The following is a 19,278-nucleotide window of genomic DNA, read 5'->3' as shown; positions in this document are numbered from 1 at the left end:
TACCTCACCCCGCCGGGGCGAGCCACGTATCGATGTCCTTGGTGAAAGGCAGGCCCGCAGCCTCGCCCAGCACCTGATGGCCGACGCCGGCGCCGACCAGGAATGCCTCCTGATGCGGAACGGCATTCGCCTTGAGCATCGCGCGGATCGCCTTGCCGTCATGGCCCCAGCCGATCGCCTCGACCTTGCCGTCGAAGGCGCGGTTGACGGTCGACAGGAACTGGGCGCGCTCGTCGTCGGTGAGGCCCGGCACGGCATCAATATCGCCCAGCAGAAACAGCCGGCCGCCGAACTTCGCAACCAGTGCGGCCACCGAATTTCGGGCTTCGACGATGATCTCGCGGTTGGGCCCGCGGCGCACCCGGGCAGCCAGCGACAGCGGCATCACCGCGGCACCCAGATTAGCGCCGGTATTCATCAGCGATGCGGTCAGTTCCTTGTAGGTGATCCCGAGGCGTTCGGCGCGCCGGACGCGCATTTTCGCGACTTCAGGGCTCGGCGTCTTCCAGGCCTTGGCAGCGGCGCGGCGCCAGACCCAGGCTCCCCACGACATGTCGAAGGTCGGCCCGTTGTTGTGCCCGATGCCAGGACGGCGTAGCAGGACCTCGACATTCGCATGGCGGGCTGCAAGACGGTCGAAACGATCACCCATTGCGCCTATTCTAGAGCAGTTCGGGCGCGGGTAAAACGCGCTATAGGGACACAAATGACCTCATGCTGAGGAGCGAGCGCAGCGAGCGTCTCGAAGCATGGGAACGAGCACTTCGCTTGTTGCCCACCCTTCGAGACGCGGCCCTTCCGGGCCGCTTCTCAGGGTGAGGTCCAGGTCAGGTGAGGAGCGAGGCGTGGACGATTTTCAGGTCGATGTGTTGGTGGTGGGCGCCGGTAATGCGGCAGCCTGTGCGGCCCTGGCGGCTCGCGAGACGGGCGCCTCGGTGGCGATGCTGGAGGCGGCTCCGGAGGCCGAGCGCGGCGGCAACAGCACCTACACGGCCGGCGCCATGCGCGTGGTGTTCCACGGCGTAGACGACCTGGTGCAGCTCTACGACCTGACCGAGGACGAGAAGCGCGACGTCGATTTCGGCAGCTACTCGGCCGACGAGTATCTCGACGACATGGGCCGCGTGACCAACTATCGCTGCGACCCCGAGCTGACCGACATCCTGATCGGCCGCAGCTTCGAGACCATGAAATGGATGCGCTCCAAGGGCGTGCGCTTCCAGCCCTCCTACGGCCGCCAGGCCTTCAAGGTGAACGGCAAGTACAAGTTCTGGGGCGGCCTCGCGGTCGAAGCCTGGGGCGGCGGACCGGGCCTGGTCGATCTCGAGCACAAGGCCGCGGTCAAGGCGGGCATTCCCATCCACTACGAGACCGCGGCGGTGTCGCTGATCGAGGAAGACGGCGTCGTGCGCGGCGTCATCGCCCGCCACAAGGGCCGCAAGGTCCGGATCGGCGCCAAGGCGGTCGTGCTGGCCTGCGGCGGCTTCGAGAGCAACGCCGAGATGCGCACGCGCTATCTCGGACCGACCTGGGACCTCGCCAAGGTGCGCGGCACCCGCTTCAACACCGGCGCCGGCATCAACATGGCGCTGGCGATCGGCGCCAAGCCGCACGGCAACTGGTCGGGCGGCCACGCCGTCGGATGGGATATGAATGCGCCGGAGTTCGGCGACCTGGATGTCGGCGACAACTTCCAGAAGCACTCCTACCCGCTCGGCATCATGGTGAACGCCAACGGCCTGCGCTTCGTCGACGAGGGCGCCGACTTCCGCAACTACACCTACGCCAAGTACGGCGCGGTGATCCTTGCCCAGCCGCAGCAGTTTGCCTGGCAGATCTTCGACTCGAAGGTGCTCGACAAGCTGCGCGACGAATATCGCATCAAGCGCATGACCAAGGTCAGAGCCGACACGATCGAGGAGCTGGCCACCAAGCTCGAGGGCGTGAACCAGGAGCAGTTCCTGAAGACCATCAAGGAATGGAACGCCGCCGTCATGACCGACGTGACGTTCAACCCGGCGATCAAGGACGGCCGCGGCACGCGGGGCCTCGCCGTCCCGAAGAGCAACTGGGCCAACACGATCGACCAGGGCCCGTTCGAGGCCTATGCCGTGACCTGCGGCCTCACCTTCACCTTCGGCGGCCTCAAGATCAGCAACGAGGGCGAGGTCGAGAACACCGACGGCCACCCGATCCCCGGCCTGTTCGCCGCGGGCGAGCTGGTGGGCGGGCTGTTCTATCACAACTACCCGGGCGGCACGGGCCTGGTCTCCGGCGCGGTACTGGGCAAGCTCGCGGGCGACGGGGCCGGCAAGTACGTCGCGGGAAGGAACTAGCCCCGCTTGCTGCCGGGCGGGATTGGCTTCAAGGTCTTTGGCAAACTGAGGTTGCGCGACGCGGATAACCGCGCGCGGCAGAGGAGGAAGAACATGTTCCCAATCACCCGACGTCACGCTCTGGCCCTCGGCGGCTCGTCCCTGTTGCTGCCGTCGGCCGTGCGCGCCCAGGCCAACTGGCCGGCCGGTCCGGTCACTTTCGTCGTGGGCTATGCCGCGGGCGGCAGCACCGACATCAACGCCCGCGAGTTGGCGCATGTCATGACGCCGGTCATCGGCCAGCAGATCATCATCGACAACAAGGGCGGCGCCGCGGGCTCGATCGGCCTGCGCGCCGTCGCCAACGCCAGGCCGGACGGCCAGACGATTTTCGTCGCCGTCGGCACGAACGTGATCATCAATCCGCATGTCCAGAAGGGCATGATCGACACGCTCGCCGCCCTGGCGCCGATCTGCCAGATCACGGACTACCAGTACGTGCTGGTGGTGGGCAATTCGGTCCCGGTGAAGACGGCCGCCGAACTGGTGGCTCTGGCCAAGAAGGATCCCGAGAAGCTCACCTACTCGTCGTCGGGCGTGGGCGGCAACAATCACCTGGCCGGTGCGCTGTTCGCCGAGGCCGCCGGCGTCAAGCTGACCCACGTGCCGTACAAGGGCACCGGTCCGGCCGTCGCCGACGTGATTAGCGGCCAGATCACGATGAACTTCTCGTCGCTGCCGCCGGCGGTCTCGCAGGTGAAGGGCGGCAACCTCAAGGCACTGGCGGTGACCGGTAGCAAGCGCGTCAGTTCCATGCCGGACGTGCCGACCCTGAAGGAACAGGGCATCGACGTCGTCGTCACCAGCTGGCAGGGCCTGTTCGCCCCGGCCAAGACCCCGCCCGACATCCTCGACAAAATCGAGAAGGCAGCCAAGGAAGGCATGAAGAACCCGAAGTACGAGGAGGCGCTCGCCCGCGACGGCCTGGAGATGCCGCCCGACCGCACGCGCGCGCAGTTCGCCAAGTTCGTCGGCGAAGAACATGCCTTCTGGGCCAAGAAGCTGCGCGAACTCAACGTGCAGATGGAGTAGCCCCGAGAGCGCAGAGCCGCCCTATCCAGGCCTCTTCGATTCCGCCTGTCTCTCGCGCCGCTCCTCGCCCACCTTCCTGAGGCGCTCGATCTCTTCCGGCTTCACGCGCCCGTAACGTGGCCGCCAATCGTCGTCGGACGGCCAGGCGACATCGGAGCGCAGCGTCGTGCGCGGCGCTTCGGCATTCCCGAGAAGATCGATCGCCTGTCCGGCGATCACGCGTTGCAGATCCTGCCGCCATGGCGGGCCGCAGGGATTGCCGAGCGGGAAATCCGTGAACAGGAAACGCGGCACGCCACAATATTCGACGATGTCGAGAGCAGAGCCGACGATCACGGTCGGGATGCCGTTGGCTTCGAGATGACGGGCGACCAAACTCACGGTTTGGTGACAGACGGGTCAAAGCGGACTGAGCAGGGCCACATCGGCGCCGTCGGCACGCAGTCGCTCGAGCACCTCCGGCGCGTCGATCTCCATCGTCTTGCGCTGGCTGTATTCCGTCGGCACGCCATGAAATCGCGCAGCCAGGCCACCGGCCGTGCCTTCCGCCACCCGCTCCTGCAGGGCCTCGATCGGCAGGAAGCTGGCCCGGTCGTCGGTATGGGTCGATTCCTTGTCCCAGGCGAGGTTGCCGGTGAAGAGAGTGGCCGGCGCCGGCGAGACCGCCCCCGACCAGACCTGCCGTTTGCCGGAGACATCGCGATTGCCGAGATCCGGCGGGCTCGCCGTCGTGACGAGTCCGATCCTGGCCTGCGACAGCGGCTTGAACAGACGCGCGAACGGCACGTCGTCGAAGCGCGCCCAGACATAATCCGACGGATAGCCGAGCGCGCGATAGTAGGCTCTCGTGCGGTCCATATAGCGGACAGTGTCGGTCATGGCGCGCTCCCGGCAGTTTCCATGGTTGGGCTGCCAGTCTAGCCGCGTTTCGGCACCATGCAGAAGCCCTGCGCCTCGATGCCGAGCGCGGGATTGAACTTGGAGCGGAAGTTTTCCATGGCGATGGCCGCCGTCAGCTCGACGATCTGGGCCTCGGTGTAGTGCTGCTTGAGCTGGTCGACGAGCGCGTCGTCGACCTTGCGGTCGGTGTAGGTGATCCGCTCGGCATATTCGAGCGCGAGCCGCTCGCCCTCGTTGAAGAGCGTGCTGTCGCGCCACGTCGTGACCTCCGCCAGCTTCTCCATCCCGCCGTCCGTCGTGTCCAGCACACGGCTGGAATTGATATCAATTCAAAACGGGCAGCCGTTGATCGTCGCGACGCGCACGTAAAGCAGCGCCGGCAGCCCCTTGGGCAGAAGGCCCGACTGCTCGATCGACTGGCCGAGCATGCCGGCAGCGCGCAGGATCGGCGGACAATGCGCCATCACCTTGGTCGGATTGAGCAGGCCGCCGAACATCTCGCGCTGCTTGTCGAAGGTGGCCTTCAGGATGGGATCGCCGCCGTCTTCCTCAATCTCGCTGATCCGTGCCATGGAGCACCTCTCCGTTTCAGGGACCCGGACGTTAGCGCCGCCGCCCGGCGCACCACGATGGACATCTTCTCATGCCCGGATGAGATCGCCGAAGGCACGGACCTAGGATCGATCGAGATCCGGTCGGACCACCAGCCAGAAGACCATCGACGCGGCCAGCGCACAGGCCAGCACGAAGGGCAGCAGGAAGGCCAGATTGGCCAGCAGGGCCAACCACGCGGATTCGGCCTTCTCGCCGTCGAAGGCCACCAGCGCGGCAAACAGCGTCAGGAAGACGATGCCGAGACCGAGGCCGGCGACCGCATAGGCACGCCTGCCGTCCCAGCGCCTCCGGCGCATGACGAGGAATGCCGGCAGGCCGACCAGCAGCGCGAACGGATAGGAGACGTAGCCGGCGAAGGCCGCATACCCCAGTGTCTGCGAGTCGCCGCCGGCGGCGAGCACCACGCCGGCGAGGATCAGCGCCGGCATCATCGGCGCGACGACAAAGCCCGCGACGGTGCGATACGCCCTGCTGCGCGCAGGCGGCATGTATGGACTAGAAGCCCAGGGCCTTGGCCTGCATCACGCCCTCGATGCCGACGATCTTGCCCATCAGCTCGTTCGAGATCGGCTGGTCGACCTGGACCAGCGCGATTGCCGATCCGCCCGGCTTGTCGCGGCCGAGATGGAAGGTCGCGATGTTGACCTTGCCCTCGCCCAGCAGCGTACCGAGGCGGCCGATGAAGCCCGGCTTGTCGTCGTTGGTGATGTAGAGCATGTGAGGCGCGAACTCGGCGTCGATCTCGATGCCCTTGATCTCGACGATGCGCGGATGCTTGCCGCCGAACAGCGTGCCCGTCACCGAGCGCGTGTACTTCTCGGTCGTGACCGAAAGGCGGATCATCGAGTTGTAGTCGGTCTCGCGCTCGTGCTTGACCTCGGCCACCTCGATGCCCCGCTCGCGGGCGATCACCGGCGCGTTGACCATGTTGACCGACGTGAGCTGCGGGCGCAGCACGCCCATCAGCGCCACCTGGGTCAGCGGCTTCACGTTGAGCCTCGCCACCTGGCCCTCGAACTCGATCGAGACGGCCTTGATGTCGGTGTCGGTAAGCTGCCCCGCGAAGGAGCCAAGCTTTTCGGCGAGATCAAGGAACGGCGCCAGCTTGGGCGCGTCCTCGGCCGATACGTTCGGCATGTTGAGCGAGTTGGTGACGGCGCCGGTCAACAGATAGTCGGCCATCTGCTCGGCGACCTGCAGCGCCACGTTTTCCTGCGCTTCCACCGTCGAGGCGCCGAGATGCGGCGTGCAGACCAGGTTCGGCGCACCGAACAGCACGTTCTCCTTGGCCGGCTCCTCGACGAACACGTCGAAGCCCGCGCCCGCGATGTGGCCCGAGACCAGCAGATCGCGCACCGCCAGCTCGTCGACCAGGCCGCCGCGCGCGCAATTGACGATGCGCACGCCCTTCTTGGTCTTCATCAGGTTGGCGCGCGACAGGATGTTCCTGGTCTGCTCGGTGAGCGGCGTGTGCACCGTGATGAAGTCGGCGCGGGCCAGCACCTGCTCCAGCGTCGCCTTCTCCACGCCGAGTTCGGTGGCGCGCTGGTCGCTCAGGAACGGGTCATAGGCCACGACGCGCATCTTGAGGCCAATCGCACGCTCCGCGACGATCGAGCCGATGTTGCCGCATCCGATCAGGCCCAGCGTCTTGAAGCTGAGCTCGGTGCCCATGAACTTGTTCTTTTCCCACTTGCCGGCCTGCGTGCTGGCGTTGGCCTCCGGCACCTGGCGGGCGACCGAGAACATCAGCGCGATGGCGTGCTCGGCCGTGGTGATGGCATTGCCGAACGGCGTGTTCATGACGACGACCCCGTGCGAAGTCGCGGCCTTGATGTCGACATTGTCGACACCGATGCCGGCTCGGCCGACGACCTTGAGCTTCTTGGCTACGGCCAGAACCTCGGCGGTGACCTTGGTGGCCGAGCGGATCGCCAGGCCTTGATAGTTGCCGATGATCTCACGCAGCTCGGCCGGCTTCAGGCCCGGCTTGAAATCGACGTCGCAGCCGCGCTCCGAGAAGATCTCGACAGCACGCGGGGACAGCTCATCGGAAATGAGAACCTTGGGCTTTGCCATTATCAATACTCCTCGAGTCAGGGGAGCGCGCCACTCCAGTGGCGCAATCATCATTCATGAGCGCCACTGGAGTGGCGCGCTCCAATGAAGGGTCAGGCGGCCTTGGCGCCGAATTCGCGCTCGATCTCGGCGTAGGCCCAGTCGAGCCAAGGCAGCAGCGCCTCGAGATCGGCCTTCTCGACCGTTGCGCCGCACCAGATGCGCAGGCCCGGCGGGGCGTCGCGATAGGAGCCGACGTCGTAGCCGGCCTTCTCCGCCTCGAGCAGGTCGCCCATCTTCTTGGCAGCAGCCGCCTGCTTGTCGGCCGGCAGCGCCGTGAACCACGGCGCCTTGATCACGAGGCACACCGAGGTGTTGGAACGGATCGCCTTGTCGGTCGCCAGGAAGGCTGCCCACGGCCGGGATTCGACGAACTTTTCCAGCACGCCGAGATTGCCCTCGGACCGCGCCATCAGGCCCTTCAGCCCGCCGACACCCTCGCCCCACTTCAGGCCGTCGATCGCGTCCTCGATGCAGAGCAGCGAGGGCGTGTTGATCGTGTCGCCCTTGAAGATGGCTTCGGAGAACTTGCCGCCCGAGGTCAGGCGGAAAATCTTCGGCATCGGCCAGGCCGGCGTGTAGCTTTCGAGCCGCTGAATGGCGCGTGGCGACAGGACCAGCATGCCGTGCGCACCCTCGCCGCCCATGACCTTCTGCCAGGACCAGGTGACGACATCGAGCTTGGCCCACGGCAGATCCATCGCGAACACGGCCGAGGTCGCGTCGCAGATCGCGAGGCCTTCGCGGCTGTCGGAAATCCAGTCGCCGTTCGGGACCTTCACGCCGGAGGTCGTGCCGTTCCAGGTGAAGACGACATCGTGCGTCCAGTCGACCGCCTTGAGGTCGGCGATCTGGCCATAGGGCGCCTTCAGCGTGCGGGTGTCCTTGAGCTTGAGCTGCTTCACCACATCGGTGACCCAGCCCTCGCCGAAACTCTCCCAAGTCAGCATGTCGACCGGGCGGGCGCCGAGCAGCGACCACAGCGCCATCTCGACCGCGCCGGTGTCAGACGCGGGAACGATGGCGATGCGATGGTCGGCGGGAATGCCGAGGATCGCGCGCGTGCGATCGACCGCTTCGACGATCTTCTTCTTGCCGAGCTTCGACCTGTGGGACCGCCCGACGGCGGCATCTTTGAGAACTTCCGGTGTCCAACCCGGACGCTTGGCGCAGGGGCCCGAGGAAAAATCGGGACGCGCAGGACGCATGGACGGCTTCGTCATTGTCATTCTCCCTTACAGAAGAAATGCACTCCGGTGGGGGAGCGTGGCCCGCGGCCGATATACGGGCCGACGGGTGTCGCGTCAATGTGGAGAGAATGTCGCGCCTCGCTTCAGCGACGCTGCAGCTCGTAGTAGGTCCCGGCGATCGGATCGCGAAAGGCCTCGGTCGCGCGGAAATCGTCGTGCAGCATCCGGTAGATCGCATCGGCGCGTCCCGAGGCAGCAACCGTCCCGAGGAGGGCCGCCAGCACGTCGGGCGACCACGACCACATGTCGGAGACGACCACGCGATAGCCGCGATCGAGTGCGAGATTGATGTCGCGCCTGATTGCCGCGGCGTGTTCAGCCGCCGTCCAGCCGGGATGACGGATGGCGCCAGCGTTCACGGCGATCCACTTGAACTTCGGATCGGCCGAGGGCGCCGGCGGGATGGCGACGCGGTTGTCCCAATCCCACGTGCGGCTCCACAGCGCGTACTTCCAGGTCGTGATCGGCTCGTAGCCGAAATAGAGGAACACGCTGGAGTCCGGCGGAAAGCGCTTCTCCAGCGCCGCCGTCGCCGCGAGCCAGCGCGTATCGTCGCCGCGCCATTTGGCGAGGGCCGAAACATTCCAGGCGAACGGTGCGAACGACAGAACCGCCAATCCGATCGCGAGGCCGCGCCGTGCCGGCAGCAGGCTGGCGAGCAGGAGCGCCCACGCCACGGCGAGCCATGGCATGACGTTGATCTGCATCTGCGGGTCCTGCGGCTGCGAGTAGAAATTCAGCACCTGCCCCGCCCCCAGCGTGCCGAGGAAGACGACGGCGACCGCCCGCAACCGCGGCTCGTCACGGCGCGGCCAGAGCAACACAACGCTCGCAATGAAGATCGCGACCTGGAGAAGAACCGAGATCGCGAGCGGCCCCGCCGCCGCCTTCGCCGACTTCGGGTCGACGTAGCCTCCGACCAGCAGCAGGTAGTTGCCGACGCCGGACAGCATCATCCACGCCTTGTCCCAGGTGATGCCGGCCCAGCCGGTGGCCACGCCCTTGCCCGTCCACAGGATGTCATGCAGCCCGATCGCGCCGTTGTGGCCTTCCCACAGAAGCTGGACGATGCCCGACACGGCCAGGATCGAGACCAGCAGCACGAGCACGTGGCCGGCGCGCTTCTTCAGCGGTCCCGGTGCGATCAGCAGAGCCAGCACGAAGGCCGGCAAGGTCGGGAACAGCAGCCGCCATTCGATCAGCCAGCCGATCGTGAAGACCGCGCCGACGATCGCGATGCGCTGCCAGGTCGGCCGGTCGAACCAGAGTCCGGCCAGCGCCATCGAAGCGAGGACGATCACATAGCCCGGCATGATGTCCTCGCTGATCACCGACAGCAGCAGGACGAAGCCGCATCCGAGATGGAACACCGAGGTGAGCGCGGCGACCCCCGCGCTGCCGGTCAGACGATGGACGAAGGCATAGACGATGACCGTGCCGATGCTGGCCCAGAAGGCATTGAGATAGGCGAACTGCTTCCACGCCACGCCCCGCAGCATGCCGAGCGCGTCGAGCAGCCGCGCGCTCACGCCGTAGAGCGGGAAGAACAGGTAGTTCGACTGGTCGAGACGCGCGGTCGACGGATCGGCAATCCAGGGCTCGGCCTGGATGCTCTTGTACATGCCGTTGGCGCTGATGATGTGGACGTTCTCCAGCCACCCGATCAAGCCGCACAGCACCAGCAGGGAGAGCCCGAATGCGAGCAGAAGCTGCCAGGCTGGCGCCGCCTTCGTCACTAGAGGTCTCCCGGTCGAGAAGGAATCACACCGCTTTCAAACGATGGCCTCACCCTGAGGAGCGGTCCGCAGGAACGCGTCTCGAAGGGTGGGAACGCGCACCATGTCCGTGGCCCATCCTTCGAAACGCCGCGCGAAGCGCGGCTCCTCCGAATGAGGATGTGCGGATGAACTTGAATCGGAAGGACCCTAGTGCTTGCGGCCGACCAACGTCACGACGCCTTCGGGGCCGAACGTCTCGGTATGCGGACAACCGCGCGCCATGGTGAAAATCTCGCCAGGGCGAAAGGTTTGCGTCTTGCCTTCCCAGCCGAGCGTGATCGCACCCTCGATCACCATCGCCTTCACCTCGTAGGGATGGCTGTGCTCAGGATTGTGCTTGGCTCCCGGAGTATTGCCGGTCGCAATCTCGTAGCCATCTTGCTTCAGCGCAGCTTCGAAAGCCTGTCGATCCATCCATCCCTCCTCAGGCCGCTTTGCGGGCCGCGACGGCATATTGCGCGCCCATCGGCAGCCATGTCAGCAGGCGATCGACACCCCTCAGGGCAGCCACGCCGGGCGGCATGAACATGAGGTAGTCGGTGTCGAGTTCGTAGCGGGCCGCGTCCAGCAGCCCATGCCGCACCTCGTTGGCGTCGAGCAGGATGGCGTTGCGGTCGATCGGCGTACGGGCGATGACGTGCCGCACCAGCGGATTGCGCGGATTGTGCTCGAAGACGTAGAGCCGCCCGCCCGGCTTCAGAACCCGGCCCAGCTCGGCATAGACCGCTGGCCGGTCCTCTATCGGCACGTGATGCAGGACGGCGCTGATCATGGCGATGTCGAACTGCCCGTCGGCGAATGGCGTGCTGGCCCCCTGCTGCGGCGCCAGCGCCGGCGGCGAGCCAAGCTCGCGCGGCCAGCGCTTCTCAACCTGGCGCAGCATGCCCGTCGAGATGTCGCAGCCGGTGAAGGAGCCCTTCGCACCGTGCCCGATCAGCACACGCATCAGGCTGCCGACACCGCAGCCATAGTCGAGGACGGATAGCCCGCCGGTCCGCAAGCCCGGCTCGCGGCGCAGCAGCCAGCGCGCCTTCACGGCGATGAACTGGTCGGGCGAACTGCCCAGCATCCGCTTGATCGGATTGTCGAGGCCGCCCTGGTACTCGGCGGCGTAGTCGTCGAACTCCGCCGGCTCGCCCGACCAGGATTGCGGATCGGGCGTGCTCACTTCTGGCCGCCGACGATGTCGCGGATCATGAACAGCGGCCGCCCCTTGCTCTGGTCGTAGAGGCGACCGAGATAGGCGCCGATGATGCCCAGCATCAGGAACTGCATGCCACCCAGCAGTCCGACCGCCGCCATCAGCGACGTCCAGCCTGGCAGCGTATGGCCGTTGATCCAGCCGACGATCGAATAGAGGAAGAAGGCGAAACCCAGCCCCGCCATGATCCATCCGATTGTCATCGAGGCCATCAGCGGCACCACCGAGAAGGAGGTAATGGCGTCGGCGGCGAAGCGGACCATCTTGGCCAGCGGGTACTTGCTCTCGCCGGCCACGCGCGCATGACGGTCATAGACCAGCGGAACCTGCCGGCCGCCGATCCAGGCCACCATCCCGCGAATGAAGCGGTGGCGCTCCGGCATGGCCAGCAGCAGGTCGAGGACGCGCCGCGTGATCAGCCGGAAGTCACCGGCGTCGGGCGGGATCTGCACGTCGGTCAGGCGGCCGATCAGGCGATAGAAGGCCGCCGCGGTGGCGCGCTTGAACAGGCTCTCCCCGTCGCGCTGGCGACGCTGGCCGTAGACCACGTCTGCTCCCTCGTCGATCATCTTCATCATGTCGACCAGCAGCTCGGGCGGATCCTGCAGGTCGGCGTCGATGATCAGGATGCGCTCGCCCCGGCAAACCGACAGACCGGCCGTCAAGGCGAGCTGGTGCCCATGGTTTCGCATCAGCCGGACGGCCACGATGCGCGGGTCGCGGGCGGCCGCTTCGGCCATGACATCCCATGTGCGATCGCGCGAGCCGTCGTCGACCAGCACCACCTCGCTCGTCCCGCCGATCCCGTCCAGGACGGCGCAGACCCGGCGCAAAAACTCGGGCAAGGCGTCCTGCTCGTTGAAGCAGGGCGCCACGACGGAAACGGCCGGGCGTGGGGCTGAACTCATGCCGGGGAGCAATAACCCATGCGGACCGGGAAAACGAGCCGCCCGGCATCGGTCGCGTCCCGCTCCCCTTCCGGGGCGCAATGGGCTATCAAGCGCCACCATGAGCTCAAACGACAACGACCACCGTGGCCTGCTGCCCGCAGGCCTGGCCGCCCTGCTGCCTCCCGACGCTGCGCGGGAGGCGCGCGCCATCGACGTCGCCATCGAGCGATTCGCCGCCTTCGGCTACGAGCGGGTGAAGCCGCCCCTGGTCGAATTCGAGGAATCGCTACTGGGCGGGCCCGGAGCGGCGCTATCGCAGCAAACCTTCCGCCTCATGGATCCGGTTTCCCAGCGCATGATGGGCGTGCGACCCGACATGACGGTCCAGGTGGCCCGCATCGCCGTTACACGGCTGAAGCACGAGCCCCGGCCCCTGCGCCTCTCCTACGGCGGCAACGTGATCCGCGTCCGTGGCAGCGCGCTCAAGCCCGAGCGCCAGTTCGCCCAGGTCGGCACCGAGTTGATCGGCGTCGACAGCGCCGAGGCCGATGCCGAGGCCGTCCTGCTGGCGGTGGATACGCTGCGCTCCATCGGTGTTTCGGACCTCTCGGTCGACCTCAACCTGCCCACGCTGGTCGCCGCCGTCGCGAGCGGCGTGAACCAGCCCGAGGAGGCCATGAGCCGCCTGCGCCGCGCGCTCGACCGCAAGGACGAAGGCGGTATCGCCAAGGCCGGCGCCGACAAGAGGGCCGCCGATCTCTTCGCGGGCCTTTTGCGGGCCGCCGGTCCGGCCGACAAGGGGCTCGCGCAGCTCGCGAGGCTTGAGCTGCCGGAAGCGGCCGCCGCCGAGGCGGCCCGCCTCGCCGAAGTCGTGAAGCTGGTCGCCGCCGCCGAGGACGACCTGCCGCTCACCATCGATCCCGTCGAATATCGCGGCCTCGAATACCAGACCGGTGTCTCCTTCTCGGTCTTCGCGCTCAAGGGCCGCGAGGAACTCGCACGCGGCGGCCGCTATTCGGCGGGCTATCCCGAGGATGGCGTCAGCGAATCGGCGACCGGTTTCACCGTCTACATGGACGCCGTTCTGGCCGCCTCCGAGGCGCCAACCGAGCGACCGCGCCTCTATGTCGGCCTCGGAACGCCATGGGCCGATTGCGCGCCGTGGCAGGTGAAGGGCTATGCCGTCGTGCGCGCTGTCGTCGCAGCTTCCGACCCGCGTTCCGAAGCAAAGCGCCTGCGCTGCAGCCACGCCTTGATCGATGGCGAGGCCGTACCCCTCTGAGGATGCATTTCGCCTCGCTAGCGGCGAATGGAAGTGCTATCCGACATCACGCCTCTCCGGAACCGGCCCCGGGGAGGCGTTTTCGTGTCTGAAGGGAACCGGCCGAAGGAAAACAGGCAATGGCCAACGTGGCAGTGATCGGCGCCCAGTGGGGCGACGAAGGCAAAGGCAAGATCGTCGATTGGCTGAGCGAGCGCGCCGAGGTCGTGGTGCGCTTCCAGGGCGGTCACAATGCCGGCCATACGCTGGTCATCGGCAACCAGACCTACAAGCTGGCGCTGCTGCCGTCGGGCGTGGTGCGCGAGGGCAAGCTGTCGATCATCGGCAACGGCGTCGTGATCGATCCGTGGCACTTCCTCGAGGAAGTCAAGAAGGTCAATGCGCAGGGGCTCTCGGTCACGCCGGCCAGCCTCAAGATCGCCAATCACGCCGTCCTGATCCTGCCGCTGCACCGCGACCTCGACGGCTGGCGCGAGGATGCGCCGGGCGTCATCCGCGTCGGCACGACGCGCCGCGGCATCGGCCCCGCCTACGAGGACAAGGTCGGCCGCCGCGCCATCCGCGTCGGCGATCTCGGCGAACCGGACATGCTGCCGCTCAAGGTCAACACGCTGCTCGCGCATCACAATGCGCTGCGCAAGGGGCTGGGCCAGCCGCAGATCGATGCCGCCAAGCTGACCGCCGAGCTGCTTGAACTGGCGCCGGAGATCCTGCCCTTCGCGGAAGATGTATGGGAGCGGCTCGACGGGCTGCGCGCTGCCGGCAAGCGCATCCTGTTCGAGGGTGCGCAGGCGACCATGCTCGACATCGACCACGGCACCTATCCGTACGTCACCTCGTCGAACACGGTGGCGGCACAGGCGATGATCGGCAGCGGCATGGGCAACGGCTCGGTCGGCTACGTCCTGGGCATCGCCAAGGCCTATACCACCCGCGTCGGCGACGGCCCCTTTCCCACCGAACTGACCGACGAGATCGGCCAGGGCCTGGGTGACCGCGGCAAGGAGTTCGGCACCAACACCGGCCGCCGCCGCCGCTGTGGCTGGTTCGACGCGGTGATGGTGCGCCAGGCCGTGAAACTGAACGGCATCAACGGCATCGCGCTCACCAAGCTCGACGTGCTCGACGGGGAGAAGGTCATCAAGGTCTGCGTCGGCTACGAACTCGACGGCAAGCGCATCGAGCGCTTCCCCTTCACGATGGGCGCCCAGGCCAAGCTGAAGCCGATCTGGGAAGAGTTCGAAGGCTGGAGCGAAAGCACCCAGGGCGCCCGCTCCTTCGGCGAACTACCGGCGACCTGCATCAAGTATGTGCGGCGAGTCGAGGAGCTGGTCGGCTGCCCGGTGGCGCTGCTCAGCACCAGCCCGCAGCGCGAGGACACGATCCTCATGACCGATCCGTTCCGCGACTGATCGTGGAACAGATCAACGAACTCCTGACGCGGGCCAACCTCGGCACCTGGGACAGCTGGAGCATGCAGTATCGCGTGCTCGCGGTGGTCATCGGCCTGCTCCTGGCCTACTGGGCGCTCCAGGTTCTTCTGCCCGTGGTTCTGCGCGTGCTGCGACCGTTCATCTTCCTCGCGATCATCCTCGCCGCGGTCTGGGCCCTGTTCCCGACCGAGGTCTGCTCCGTGGAAATGCTGTCCAAGATCCCGAAGATCTGCGCGCGCTGAAGACGGCGAGTTCCTCTCCACCAGCTCCTGGATGGTGGGGACGGTCTGCGAGCAACTGACCGAGGCCAAAGAGCGGAACATCATGCCTGCGCCGCTGAACCGCGAGCCTTGAGCTTTACCCGGAAATATCACGCAATGTGTTTAATCTCACAGATTGAACAGCAGGCGGCTGACTAAACCTCGATATCCGGCCGATTTGGATGGCCGGGCAATCGAGGGTGCCATGAAGCTAAGATTTGCATTGGTTGCGGCCTTGCTGCTCCTCACGAGCGCCTGCGCCGATCTTGCGGCTGTTCAGGACTATGCCAAGGCGTCGGCAAGTGTGCCGGGATACGACGAGGCGACAAAAGAGTTCGGCAGCCGCTTTACCCGAGCCGAGGTCTACCTTGACGAGAAGGGTCGCAGGACCGCCCAGATACTGACACCCGAGCGGCAGCGGGCAGTCCCCGACCTGATTGCGGTCCACAAGAATCTCCAAGCCTACATGCTGGTGCTCGGCAAGCTCGCCGGCGCGCAGACATTCAATCTCGATAAGCAGACCGAAGGCCTCCAGAAGGCGATCGTAGCCTTCCCCCCGTTCGGGCTCGACGCCGACACCGCCAACGCCGCTGGAACGCTCGGAAGGCTCGTCGCCAAGTGGGCGCTCCTCGGCATCCAGCAACAGTACGTCATCGAACTCGTCACCGAGGCAGATCCGTCGATCCAGGCTGTGACAGGGGGAATGCGACGCATCGTCGAGGTGTACCAGAAGGACCTCGCCAATGAGCGGCGTGAAGTCCAGGCCATCTACAACATCAATCGACCCTTCATCTCGGCTACCTACTCGAGCGCGAGTCCGAGCAGGGACAAGCTTCTGGCAGTCCTGTCGGACGATCATTTCTCGCAGAAAGCCGCCGAGTTCACCACGCGCGCCGCCAGGCTTAGCGAACTCGACAAGGCTCTCGAGAAAATCGCCAACGGCCATGCCGAACTGCGGCGGAACGTGAACAACCTCAGCAGCAGGGAATTCGCGGCTGCACTCAAGGCGATCGCACGGGATATCTGGGCCGCGAAAGGCCAGATCGACGAACTCAAATAGAGGAGGCATGTCATGAACGGTCTTAGCAGCAAAAACGAAGTGATCGAGATTGCCGATCGCCTGTCCGAGATCGCCGATCGGGCGATGGACGCGACAATTGCCGGGATCAAAGCCGGCAAGATCTCAGAGAATCAAGCACAGGAAGCTATCTCTCACATCCAGCAGCTCACTCTCCTGTCCAGTGGGCTGCTGACCCAGGCCGTCAAAAGCATCGTCGACGGGCTGCAGATCTCACAGGCGAAGCTGACAGAACTGATCGACGAGGCGAAGGATCGTATTGCGGTGATCGAGACCGCGGCGAAGTTCATCGATCTGCTGGTCGATGTCCTGGCCTTCGCAGCGGCGGCCATGACGGGCAAGCCGGACACCATCATCGCGGCCGCCCTGGAGATCGGGAAGGATGTCGGCCTGGAGATCGAGTGAAGAATCGACCCGCGTGGCACGGCACCAGAATTGCCGTGACCACGCGGGGCCGTCGCCTACTTCAGGCTCACGTTCGTCAGGTCGACGAACCAGGACTGGGCCGGCGTGAAGCCCTGCACGTTCTTGCTGAAGGCACGCGGGTTGAGGTCGTGGACGATGTAGAGCCACGGCGGGTTGTCGACCAGCCGTTCGTGGGCCTTCTTGAAGTTCTCCAGGATGACCGCGTCGTCCGTGGCTTCCGCCAACGTAGCGAGCGCCGTCTCGAACTTGTCGTCCTTCCACTGCTCGAAGTTCGAGCCGTTGGGCGAGAAGTTGGCCGCGGCGAAGTAGCGATACATCATGCCGACGTCGCTCGACGGCGAGCTGACATTCAAGGCCATCGCACCGTTCAGCGACGGCGCGTCGGGCGTGGCGCGGCTGGCGTTCAGCAGCACCTGCCACTCGACGGCATCGACCTGGACGTCGACGCCGCAGGCCTGCTTCAGGTTCTCCTGCAGCGCTTCGTTCATCGGCAGCGGCAGCATCTGGCCCGAACCCGAGGTCGAGATCATGACCTTGAAGGAGAGCGGCTTCTGCGGCGTGAAGCCGGCCTCGGCCAGCAGCTTCTTGCCCTTCGCCGGATCGAACGTGTAGCGGTGCTCGGGATTGCCGAACGCGGCGTCGGTGGGCTTCAGCCAGCCGACCGACGGCTCGGCTGTGCCGTTCAGCATCGAGACGATTGCGCCGCGATCGATGCAGTAGTTGAGCCCCTGGCGCACGCGGACGTCGGCCAGCGGGCTGTTCTTGGCGGCCATGTTGTAGAACCACGGCCAGACGTGCGGGTAGGAATTGGTGGAGATCACATAGCCCGCCTGCTTCAGCGACGGGATGCCGTCCGGCGGCGGCACCTCGATCCAGTCGACACGGCCCGAGCGCAGCGCGGCGAGACGCGTATTGGCCTCGGGGATCGGCAAAAGAAGAACCGCGTCGACCTTGGCCTTCTTCGACGGGTCCCAATACCCGTCGTTGCGGCCGAGCGACACCGACTGGCGCGGAACGACCTTGGTGATCTTGAAGGGGCCGGTGCCCGCGCCGCCGGCGGCAGCCACCTTGTTCCAGTCCTTGCCGGCCTTCTCCCATTGTGTGGGCGAAGCGGTCAGGATGTAGGGCACCATCCACGGGAAATACGAAGCGACGACCGTGGTGGTGAGCGCCACGGTATTGTCGTCGATCTTCTTGTAGCCGGCGAGGATCGGCACGCGCGAACGCATGATCCCCGCGGAATTCGCCTCGAACTGGGCACTGTCCTTGTTGAAGATGCGCTCGAGGTTCCAGATCACCGCATCGGCGTTGAAGTCCGTGCCATCATGGAATTTCACGCCTTTCCGAAGGTTGAATATCCAGGTCTTCTTGTCGTCCGGCGCCTGCTTCCAGCTCTCGGCGAGCCCGGGCCGCAGCGTGGCGAGCTGGTCCGACTTGGACAGGTCGAACAGGATCATTCCCTCGAAGATCGGGAAGCCGAGGAAGCGCATGCCCTCGAAGCCGTTGTTCGGCATGCCCGTGGTCGTCGGGATGTCCGACGCCGTCATGGCGATGCGAAGCGTCTTCTCCTGGGCCTGCACGGCCGAAAGCGGGACGACTGACGCTGCTGCGATCGCAACGGCAAGGCTGAATCGGCGAAGGCTCATGCAAGTGCTCCTGAGGTCTGGTCCCCAGGCGCGACATGCAATCAATGGGCCATCAGTTCCTCGAAGCGGCCGAGATAATCCCTTGCATGCGCCTTGTAGTCGGCGCCCGGGATTTGCAGGTGAGCATCGGAGACCATGGCCCACATGGCCTCGCGCAAGGCGCTTGCGGCCTTCATCGCCTGGAAGGACCGCCGCAGATCGGCCGATACATTGCCCTCGAAATAGGCATCCAGAAGCGCCGTATCCTCGACCTCGCCGAAGGCGCCGTTCGCCGAGAGATTGGCCAGGTCGAACATGGCCGTGCCGAAGCCGCCATACTCCCAGTCGATCAGCCAGAGACGCTTTCCGTCGTCCATGACGTTGCCCGGCAGCAGATCGTGATGGCCGAAGATGATCGGCATCGGCACCTGCGCCGCTTCCAGCGCCCGGTTCGCCTCGAGGTAGCGCGGCACGCCGGCCGCGAACGGGCTGCCCGCCGCCGCGATCGTGCGGCCGTAGTCGCGGATCACGTGGAACACAGAAAAGAAACTCGGCGGCCCCGCGAGATGCTGGCCGACCTCGCGGTGGCACTTCCGCAGCAGCGGCGCGAGATGCTGGATGTTCGCGCGCAGATCCGCTTCGGTGAAGGTCCGGCCGTCGACGAAGCGCATCACGAGGAGACCAGGCTCGGTGTGGACGACTTCGGGCGAGAGGCCGGCGGCATGCGCGGCCACGGAGGCCGCTCGCTCGCGATCACGGAAGACGTGATGGACTGGAATGTCGTCGCCACAACGCACGACGAACTTCTCGCCGGCATCCTCGACGACAAAGGACAGGTTGGTCAGCCCGCCCGTCAGCGGCTCCATGGTCACCGGGCCGCGCCAACACGCCAGCGCCGCGATCCTGTGTTCGAGGTCAGTCACGGGCTTTTCGCATCGCGCGTGGTCTTCCAACCGTCATGCACTCGATCATTTCACGAGGAACGGTGGCGCGCTACCCTCGCCCGCCCAACGGA

At 65.9% G+C, this 19,278-nt stretch carries 21 protein-coding genes; 7 read left to right on the top strand and 14 right to left on the bottom strand.

All coding sequences use genetic code 11. The annotated features are described in order from the left end of the window. Positions 1-4 precede the first annotated feature (4 nt). Positions 5-652, bottom strand: coding sequence for a hypothetical protein (locus KQ910_RS22390; RefSeq protein WP_216965402.1), 648 nt, complete (start codon positions 650-652; stop codon positions 5-7). Between the two features lie 193 nt (positions 653-845). Here KQ910_RS22390 and tcuA point away from each other — a divergent pair, with 193 nt between their 5' ends. Continuing rightward, entirely contained in the window at positions 846-2,336 is a 1,491-nt protein-coding gene (gene tcuA, locus KQ910_RS22385) for an FAD-dependent tricarballylate dehydrogenase TcuA (protein WP_369408424.1), read from the top strand. A gap of 93 nt (positions 2,337-2,429) precedes the next feature. Next, complete coding sequence (locus KQ910_RS22380; RefSeq protein WP_216965398.1) at positions 2,430-3,407, top strand: Bug family tripartite tricarboxylate transporter substrate binding protein; 978 nt, start codon at positions 2,430-2,432, stop codon at positions 3,405-3,407. 21 nt (positions 3,408-3,428) lie between these two features. Here KQ910_RS22380 and KQ910_RS22375 read toward each other — a convergent pair whose 3' ends face one another. The 11 genes from KQ910_RS22375 to KQ910_RS22325 all read right to left on the bottom strand — a co-directional run bounded on the left by KQ910_RS22375 (position 3,429) and on the right by KQ910_RS22325 (position 12,177). Continuing rightward, the gene (locus KQ910_RS22375) at positions 3,429-3,788 is read right to left on the bottom strand and encodes a hypothetical protein (RefSeq protein WP_216965397.1); all 360 of its coding nucleotides are present in this window, start codon (positions 3,786-3,788) and stop codon (positions 3,429-3,431) included. 18 nt (positions 3,789-3,806) lie between these two features. Then, entirely contained in the window at positions 3,807-4,286 is a 480-nt protein-coding gene (locus KQ910_RS22370) for a hypothetical protein (protein WP_216965395.1), read from the bottom strand. A gap of 38 nt (positions 4,287-4,324) precedes the next feature. Further along, complete coding sequence (locus KQ910_RS22365; protein WP_216965393.1) at positions 4,325-4,591, bottom strand: carboxymuconolactone decarboxylase family protein; 267 nt, start codon at positions 4,589-4,591, stop codon at positions 4,325-4,327. Positions 4,592-4,636: 45 nt separating this feature from the next. Beyond that, complete coding sequence (locus tag KQ910_RS22360; protein WP_216965391.1) at positions 4,637-4,879, bottom strand: carboxymuconolactone decarboxylase family protein; 243 nt, start codon at positions 4,877-4,879, stop codon at positions 4,637-4,639. 102 nt (positions 4,880-4,981) lie between these two features. Beyond that, positions 4,982-5,410 carry a hypothetical protein gene (locus KQ910_RS22355; protein ID WP_216965389.1) on the bottom strand — a complete coding sequence of 143 codons (429 nt, stop codon included), beginning with the start codon at positions 5,408-5,410 and terminating at the stop codon, positions 4,982-4,984. A 7-nt stretch (positions 5,411-5,417) separates the two neighbouring features. Continuing rightward, positions 5,418-7,001, bottom strand: coding sequence for a phosphoglycerate dehydrogenase (gene serA, locus KQ910_RS22350; RefSeq protein ID WP_216965387.1), 1,584 nt, complete (start codon positions 6,999-7,001; stop codon positions 5,418-5,420). Between the two features lie 92 nt (positions 7,002-7,093). Then, complete coding sequence (locus KQ910_RS22345) at positions 7,094-8,269, bottom strand: phosphoserine transaminase (protein ID WP_216965384.1); 1,176 nt, start codon at positions 8,267-8,269, stop codon at positions 7,094-7,096. A 104-nt stretch (positions 8,270-8,373) separates the two neighbouring features. Continuing rightward, positions 8,374-10,026, bottom strand: a complete 1,653-nt coding sequence (locus KQ910_RS22340) for a hypothetical protein (protein ID WP_216965382.1) — start codon at positions 10,024-10,026, stop codon at positions 8,374-8,376. A 189-nt stretch (positions 10,027-10,215) separates the two neighbouring features. Further along, a complete protein-coding gene (locus KQ910_RS22335; RefSeq protein ID WP_216965380.1) occupies positions 10,216-10,482 on the bottom strand; it encodes a cupin domain-containing protein in 267 nt (88 codons plus the stop codon). Between the two features lie 10 nt (positions 10,483-10,492). After that, positions 10,493-11,236, bottom strand: coding sequence for a class I SAM-dependent methyltransferase (locus KQ910_RS22330; RefSeq protein WP_216965379.1), 744 nt, complete (start codon positions 11,234-11,236; stop codon positions 10,493-10,495). Continuing rightward, positions 11,233-12,177: a glycosyltransferase family 2 protein gene (locus KQ910_RS22325; RefSeq protein WP_216965378.1), complete on the bottom strand. Its 945-nt coding sequence runs from the start codon at positions 12,175-12,177 to the stop codon at positions 11,233-11,235. Before KQ910_RS22325 ends, KQ910_RS22330 begins: the two co-directional genes overlap by 4 nt. A 100-nt stretch (positions 12,178-12,277) precedes the next feature. On the opposite strand from KQ910_RS22325, the gene KQ910_RS22320 reads away from it, so the two are divergent. From KQ910_RS22320 to KQ910_RS22300, 5 genes are all read left to right on the top strand, one after another. Beyond that, positions 12,278-13,441 (top strand): ATP phosphoribosyltransferase regulatory subunit, encoded by a 1,164-nt coding sequence (locus KQ910_RS22320; protein WP_216965377.1) that lies wholly within the window; start codon positions 12,278-12,280, stop codon positions 13,439-13,441. 119 nt (positions 13,442-13,560) lie between these two features. Then, positions 13,561-14,853: an adenylosuccinate synthase gene (locus tag KQ910_RS22315; protein ID WP_216965376.1), complete on the top strand. Its 1,293-nt coding sequence runs from the start codon at positions 13,561-13,563 to the stop codon at positions 14,851-14,853. Positions 14,854-14,855: 2 nt separating this feature from the next. After that, the gene (locus tag KQ910_RS22310) at positions 14,856-15,116 is read left to right on the top strand and encodes a hypothetical protein (RefSeq protein ID WP_216965375.1); all 261 of its coding nucleotides are present in this window, start codon (positions 14,856-14,858) and stop codon (positions 15,114-15,116) included. A 223-nt stretch (positions 15,117-15,339) separates the two neighbouring features. Continuing rightward, on the top strand, positions 15,340-16,194 hold the full coding sequence (locus tag KQ910_RS22305; protein WP_216965374.1) for a hypothetical protein: 855 nt from the start codon (positions 15,340-15,342) through the stop codon (positions 16,192-16,194). 12 nt (positions 16,195-16,206) lie between these two features. Beyond that, positions 16,207-16,617 carry a hypothetical protein gene (locus KQ910_RS22300; protein ID WP_216965373.1) on the top strand — a complete coding sequence of 137 codons (411 nt, stop codon included), beginning with the start codon at positions 16,207-16,209 and terminating at the stop codon, positions 16,615-16,617. A 56-nt stretch (positions 16,618-16,673) separates the two neighbouring features. On the opposite strand, the gene KQ910_RS22295 is transcribed toward KQ910_RS22300, so the two are convergent. Together KQ910_RS22295 and KQ910_RS22290 are read right to left on the bottom strand one after the other, a co-directional pair. Further along, positions 16,674-18,284: an ABC transporter substrate-binding protein gene (locus KQ910_RS22295; RefSeq protein WP_216965372.1), complete on the bottom strand. Its 1,611-nt coding sequence runs from the start codon at positions 18,282-18,284 to the stop codon at positions 16,674-16,676. Positions 18,285-18,325: 41 nt separating this feature from the next. Then, positions 18,326-19,186: a phosphotransferase gene (locus KQ910_RS22290; protein ID WP_369408423.1), complete on the bottom strand. Its 861-nt coding sequence runs from the start codon at positions 19,184-19,186 to the stop codon at positions 18,326-18,328. Between the last annotated feature and the right edge of the window lie 92 nt (positions 19,187-19,278).

Source organism: Reyranella humidisoli (assembly GCF_019039055.1).
In the GTDB taxonomy this organism is placed as follows: Bacteria; Pseudomonadota; Alphaproteobacteria; order Reyranellales; family Reyranellaceae; genus Reyranella; species Reyranella humidisoli.
The sequence above is the reverse complement of the archived record's forward strand: the minus strand, read 5'-3'. Positions and strand labels throughout refer to the sequence as shown.

Bases quoted from the DNA above. Each gene is read 5' to 3' on its own strand.
- KQ910_RS22295 (WP_216965372.1), bottom strand. From the start codon at position 18,284: ATGAGCCTTCGCCGATTCAGCCTTGCCGTTGCGATCGCAGCAGCGTCA.
- KQ910_RS22370 (WP_216965395.1), bottom strand. From the start codon at position 4,286: ATGACCGACACTGTCCGCTATATGGACCGCACGAGAGCCTACTATCGC.
- KQ910_RS22315 (WP_216965376.1), top strand. From the start codon at position 13,561: ATGGCCAACGTGGCAGTGATCGGCGCCCAGTGGGGCGACGAAGGCAAA.
- KQ910_RS22380 (WP_216965398.1), top strand. From the start codon at position 2,430: ATGTTCCCAATCACCCGACGTCACGCTCTGGCCCTCGGCGGCTCGTCC.
- KQ910_RS22300 (WP_216965373.1), top strand. From the start codon at position 16,207: ATGAACGGTCTTAGCAGCAAAAACGAAGTGATCGAGATTGCCGATCGC.
- KQ910_RS22345 (WP_216965384.1), bottom strand. From the start codon at position 8,269: ATGACAATGACGAAGCCGTCCATGCGTCCTGCGCGTCCCGATTTTTCC.
- serA (WP_216965387.1), bottom strand. From the start codon at position 7,001: ATGGCAAAGCCCAAGGTTCTCATTTCCGATGAGCTGTCCCCGCGTGCT.
- KQ910_RS22320 (WP_216965377.1), top strand. From the start codon at position 12,278: ATGAGCTCAAACGACAACGACCACCGTGGCCTGCTGCCCGCAGGCCTG.
- KQ910_RS22335 (WP_216965380.1), bottom strand. From the start codon at position 10,482: ATGGATCGACAGGCTTTCGAAGCTGCGCTGAAGCAAGATGGCTACGAG.
- KQ910_RS22360 (WP_216965391.1), bottom strand. From the start codon at position 4,879: ATGGCACGGATCAGCGAGATTGAGGAAGACGGCGGCGATCCCATCCTG.
- KQ910_RS22325 (WP_216965378.1), bottom strand. From the start codon at position 12,177: ATGAGTTCAGCCCCACGCCCGGCCGTTTCCGTCGTGGCGCCCTGCTTC.
- KQ910_RS22305 (WP_216965374.1), top strand. From the start codon at position 15,340: ATGAAGCTAAGATTTGCATTGGTTGCGGCCTTGCTGCTCCTCACGAGC.
- KQ910_RS22390 (WP_216965402.1), bottom strand. From the start codon at position 652: ATGGGTGATCGTTTCGACCGTCTTGCAGCCCGCCATGCGAATGTCGAG.
- KQ910_RS22355 (WP_216965389.1), bottom strand. From the start codon at position 5,410: ATGCCGCCTGCGCGCAGCAGGGCGTATCGCACCGTCGCGGGCTTTGTC.
- KQ910_RS22365 (WP_216965393.1), bottom strand. From the start codon at position 4,591: ATGGAGAAGCTGGCGGAGGTCACGACGTGGCGCGACAGCACGCTCTTC.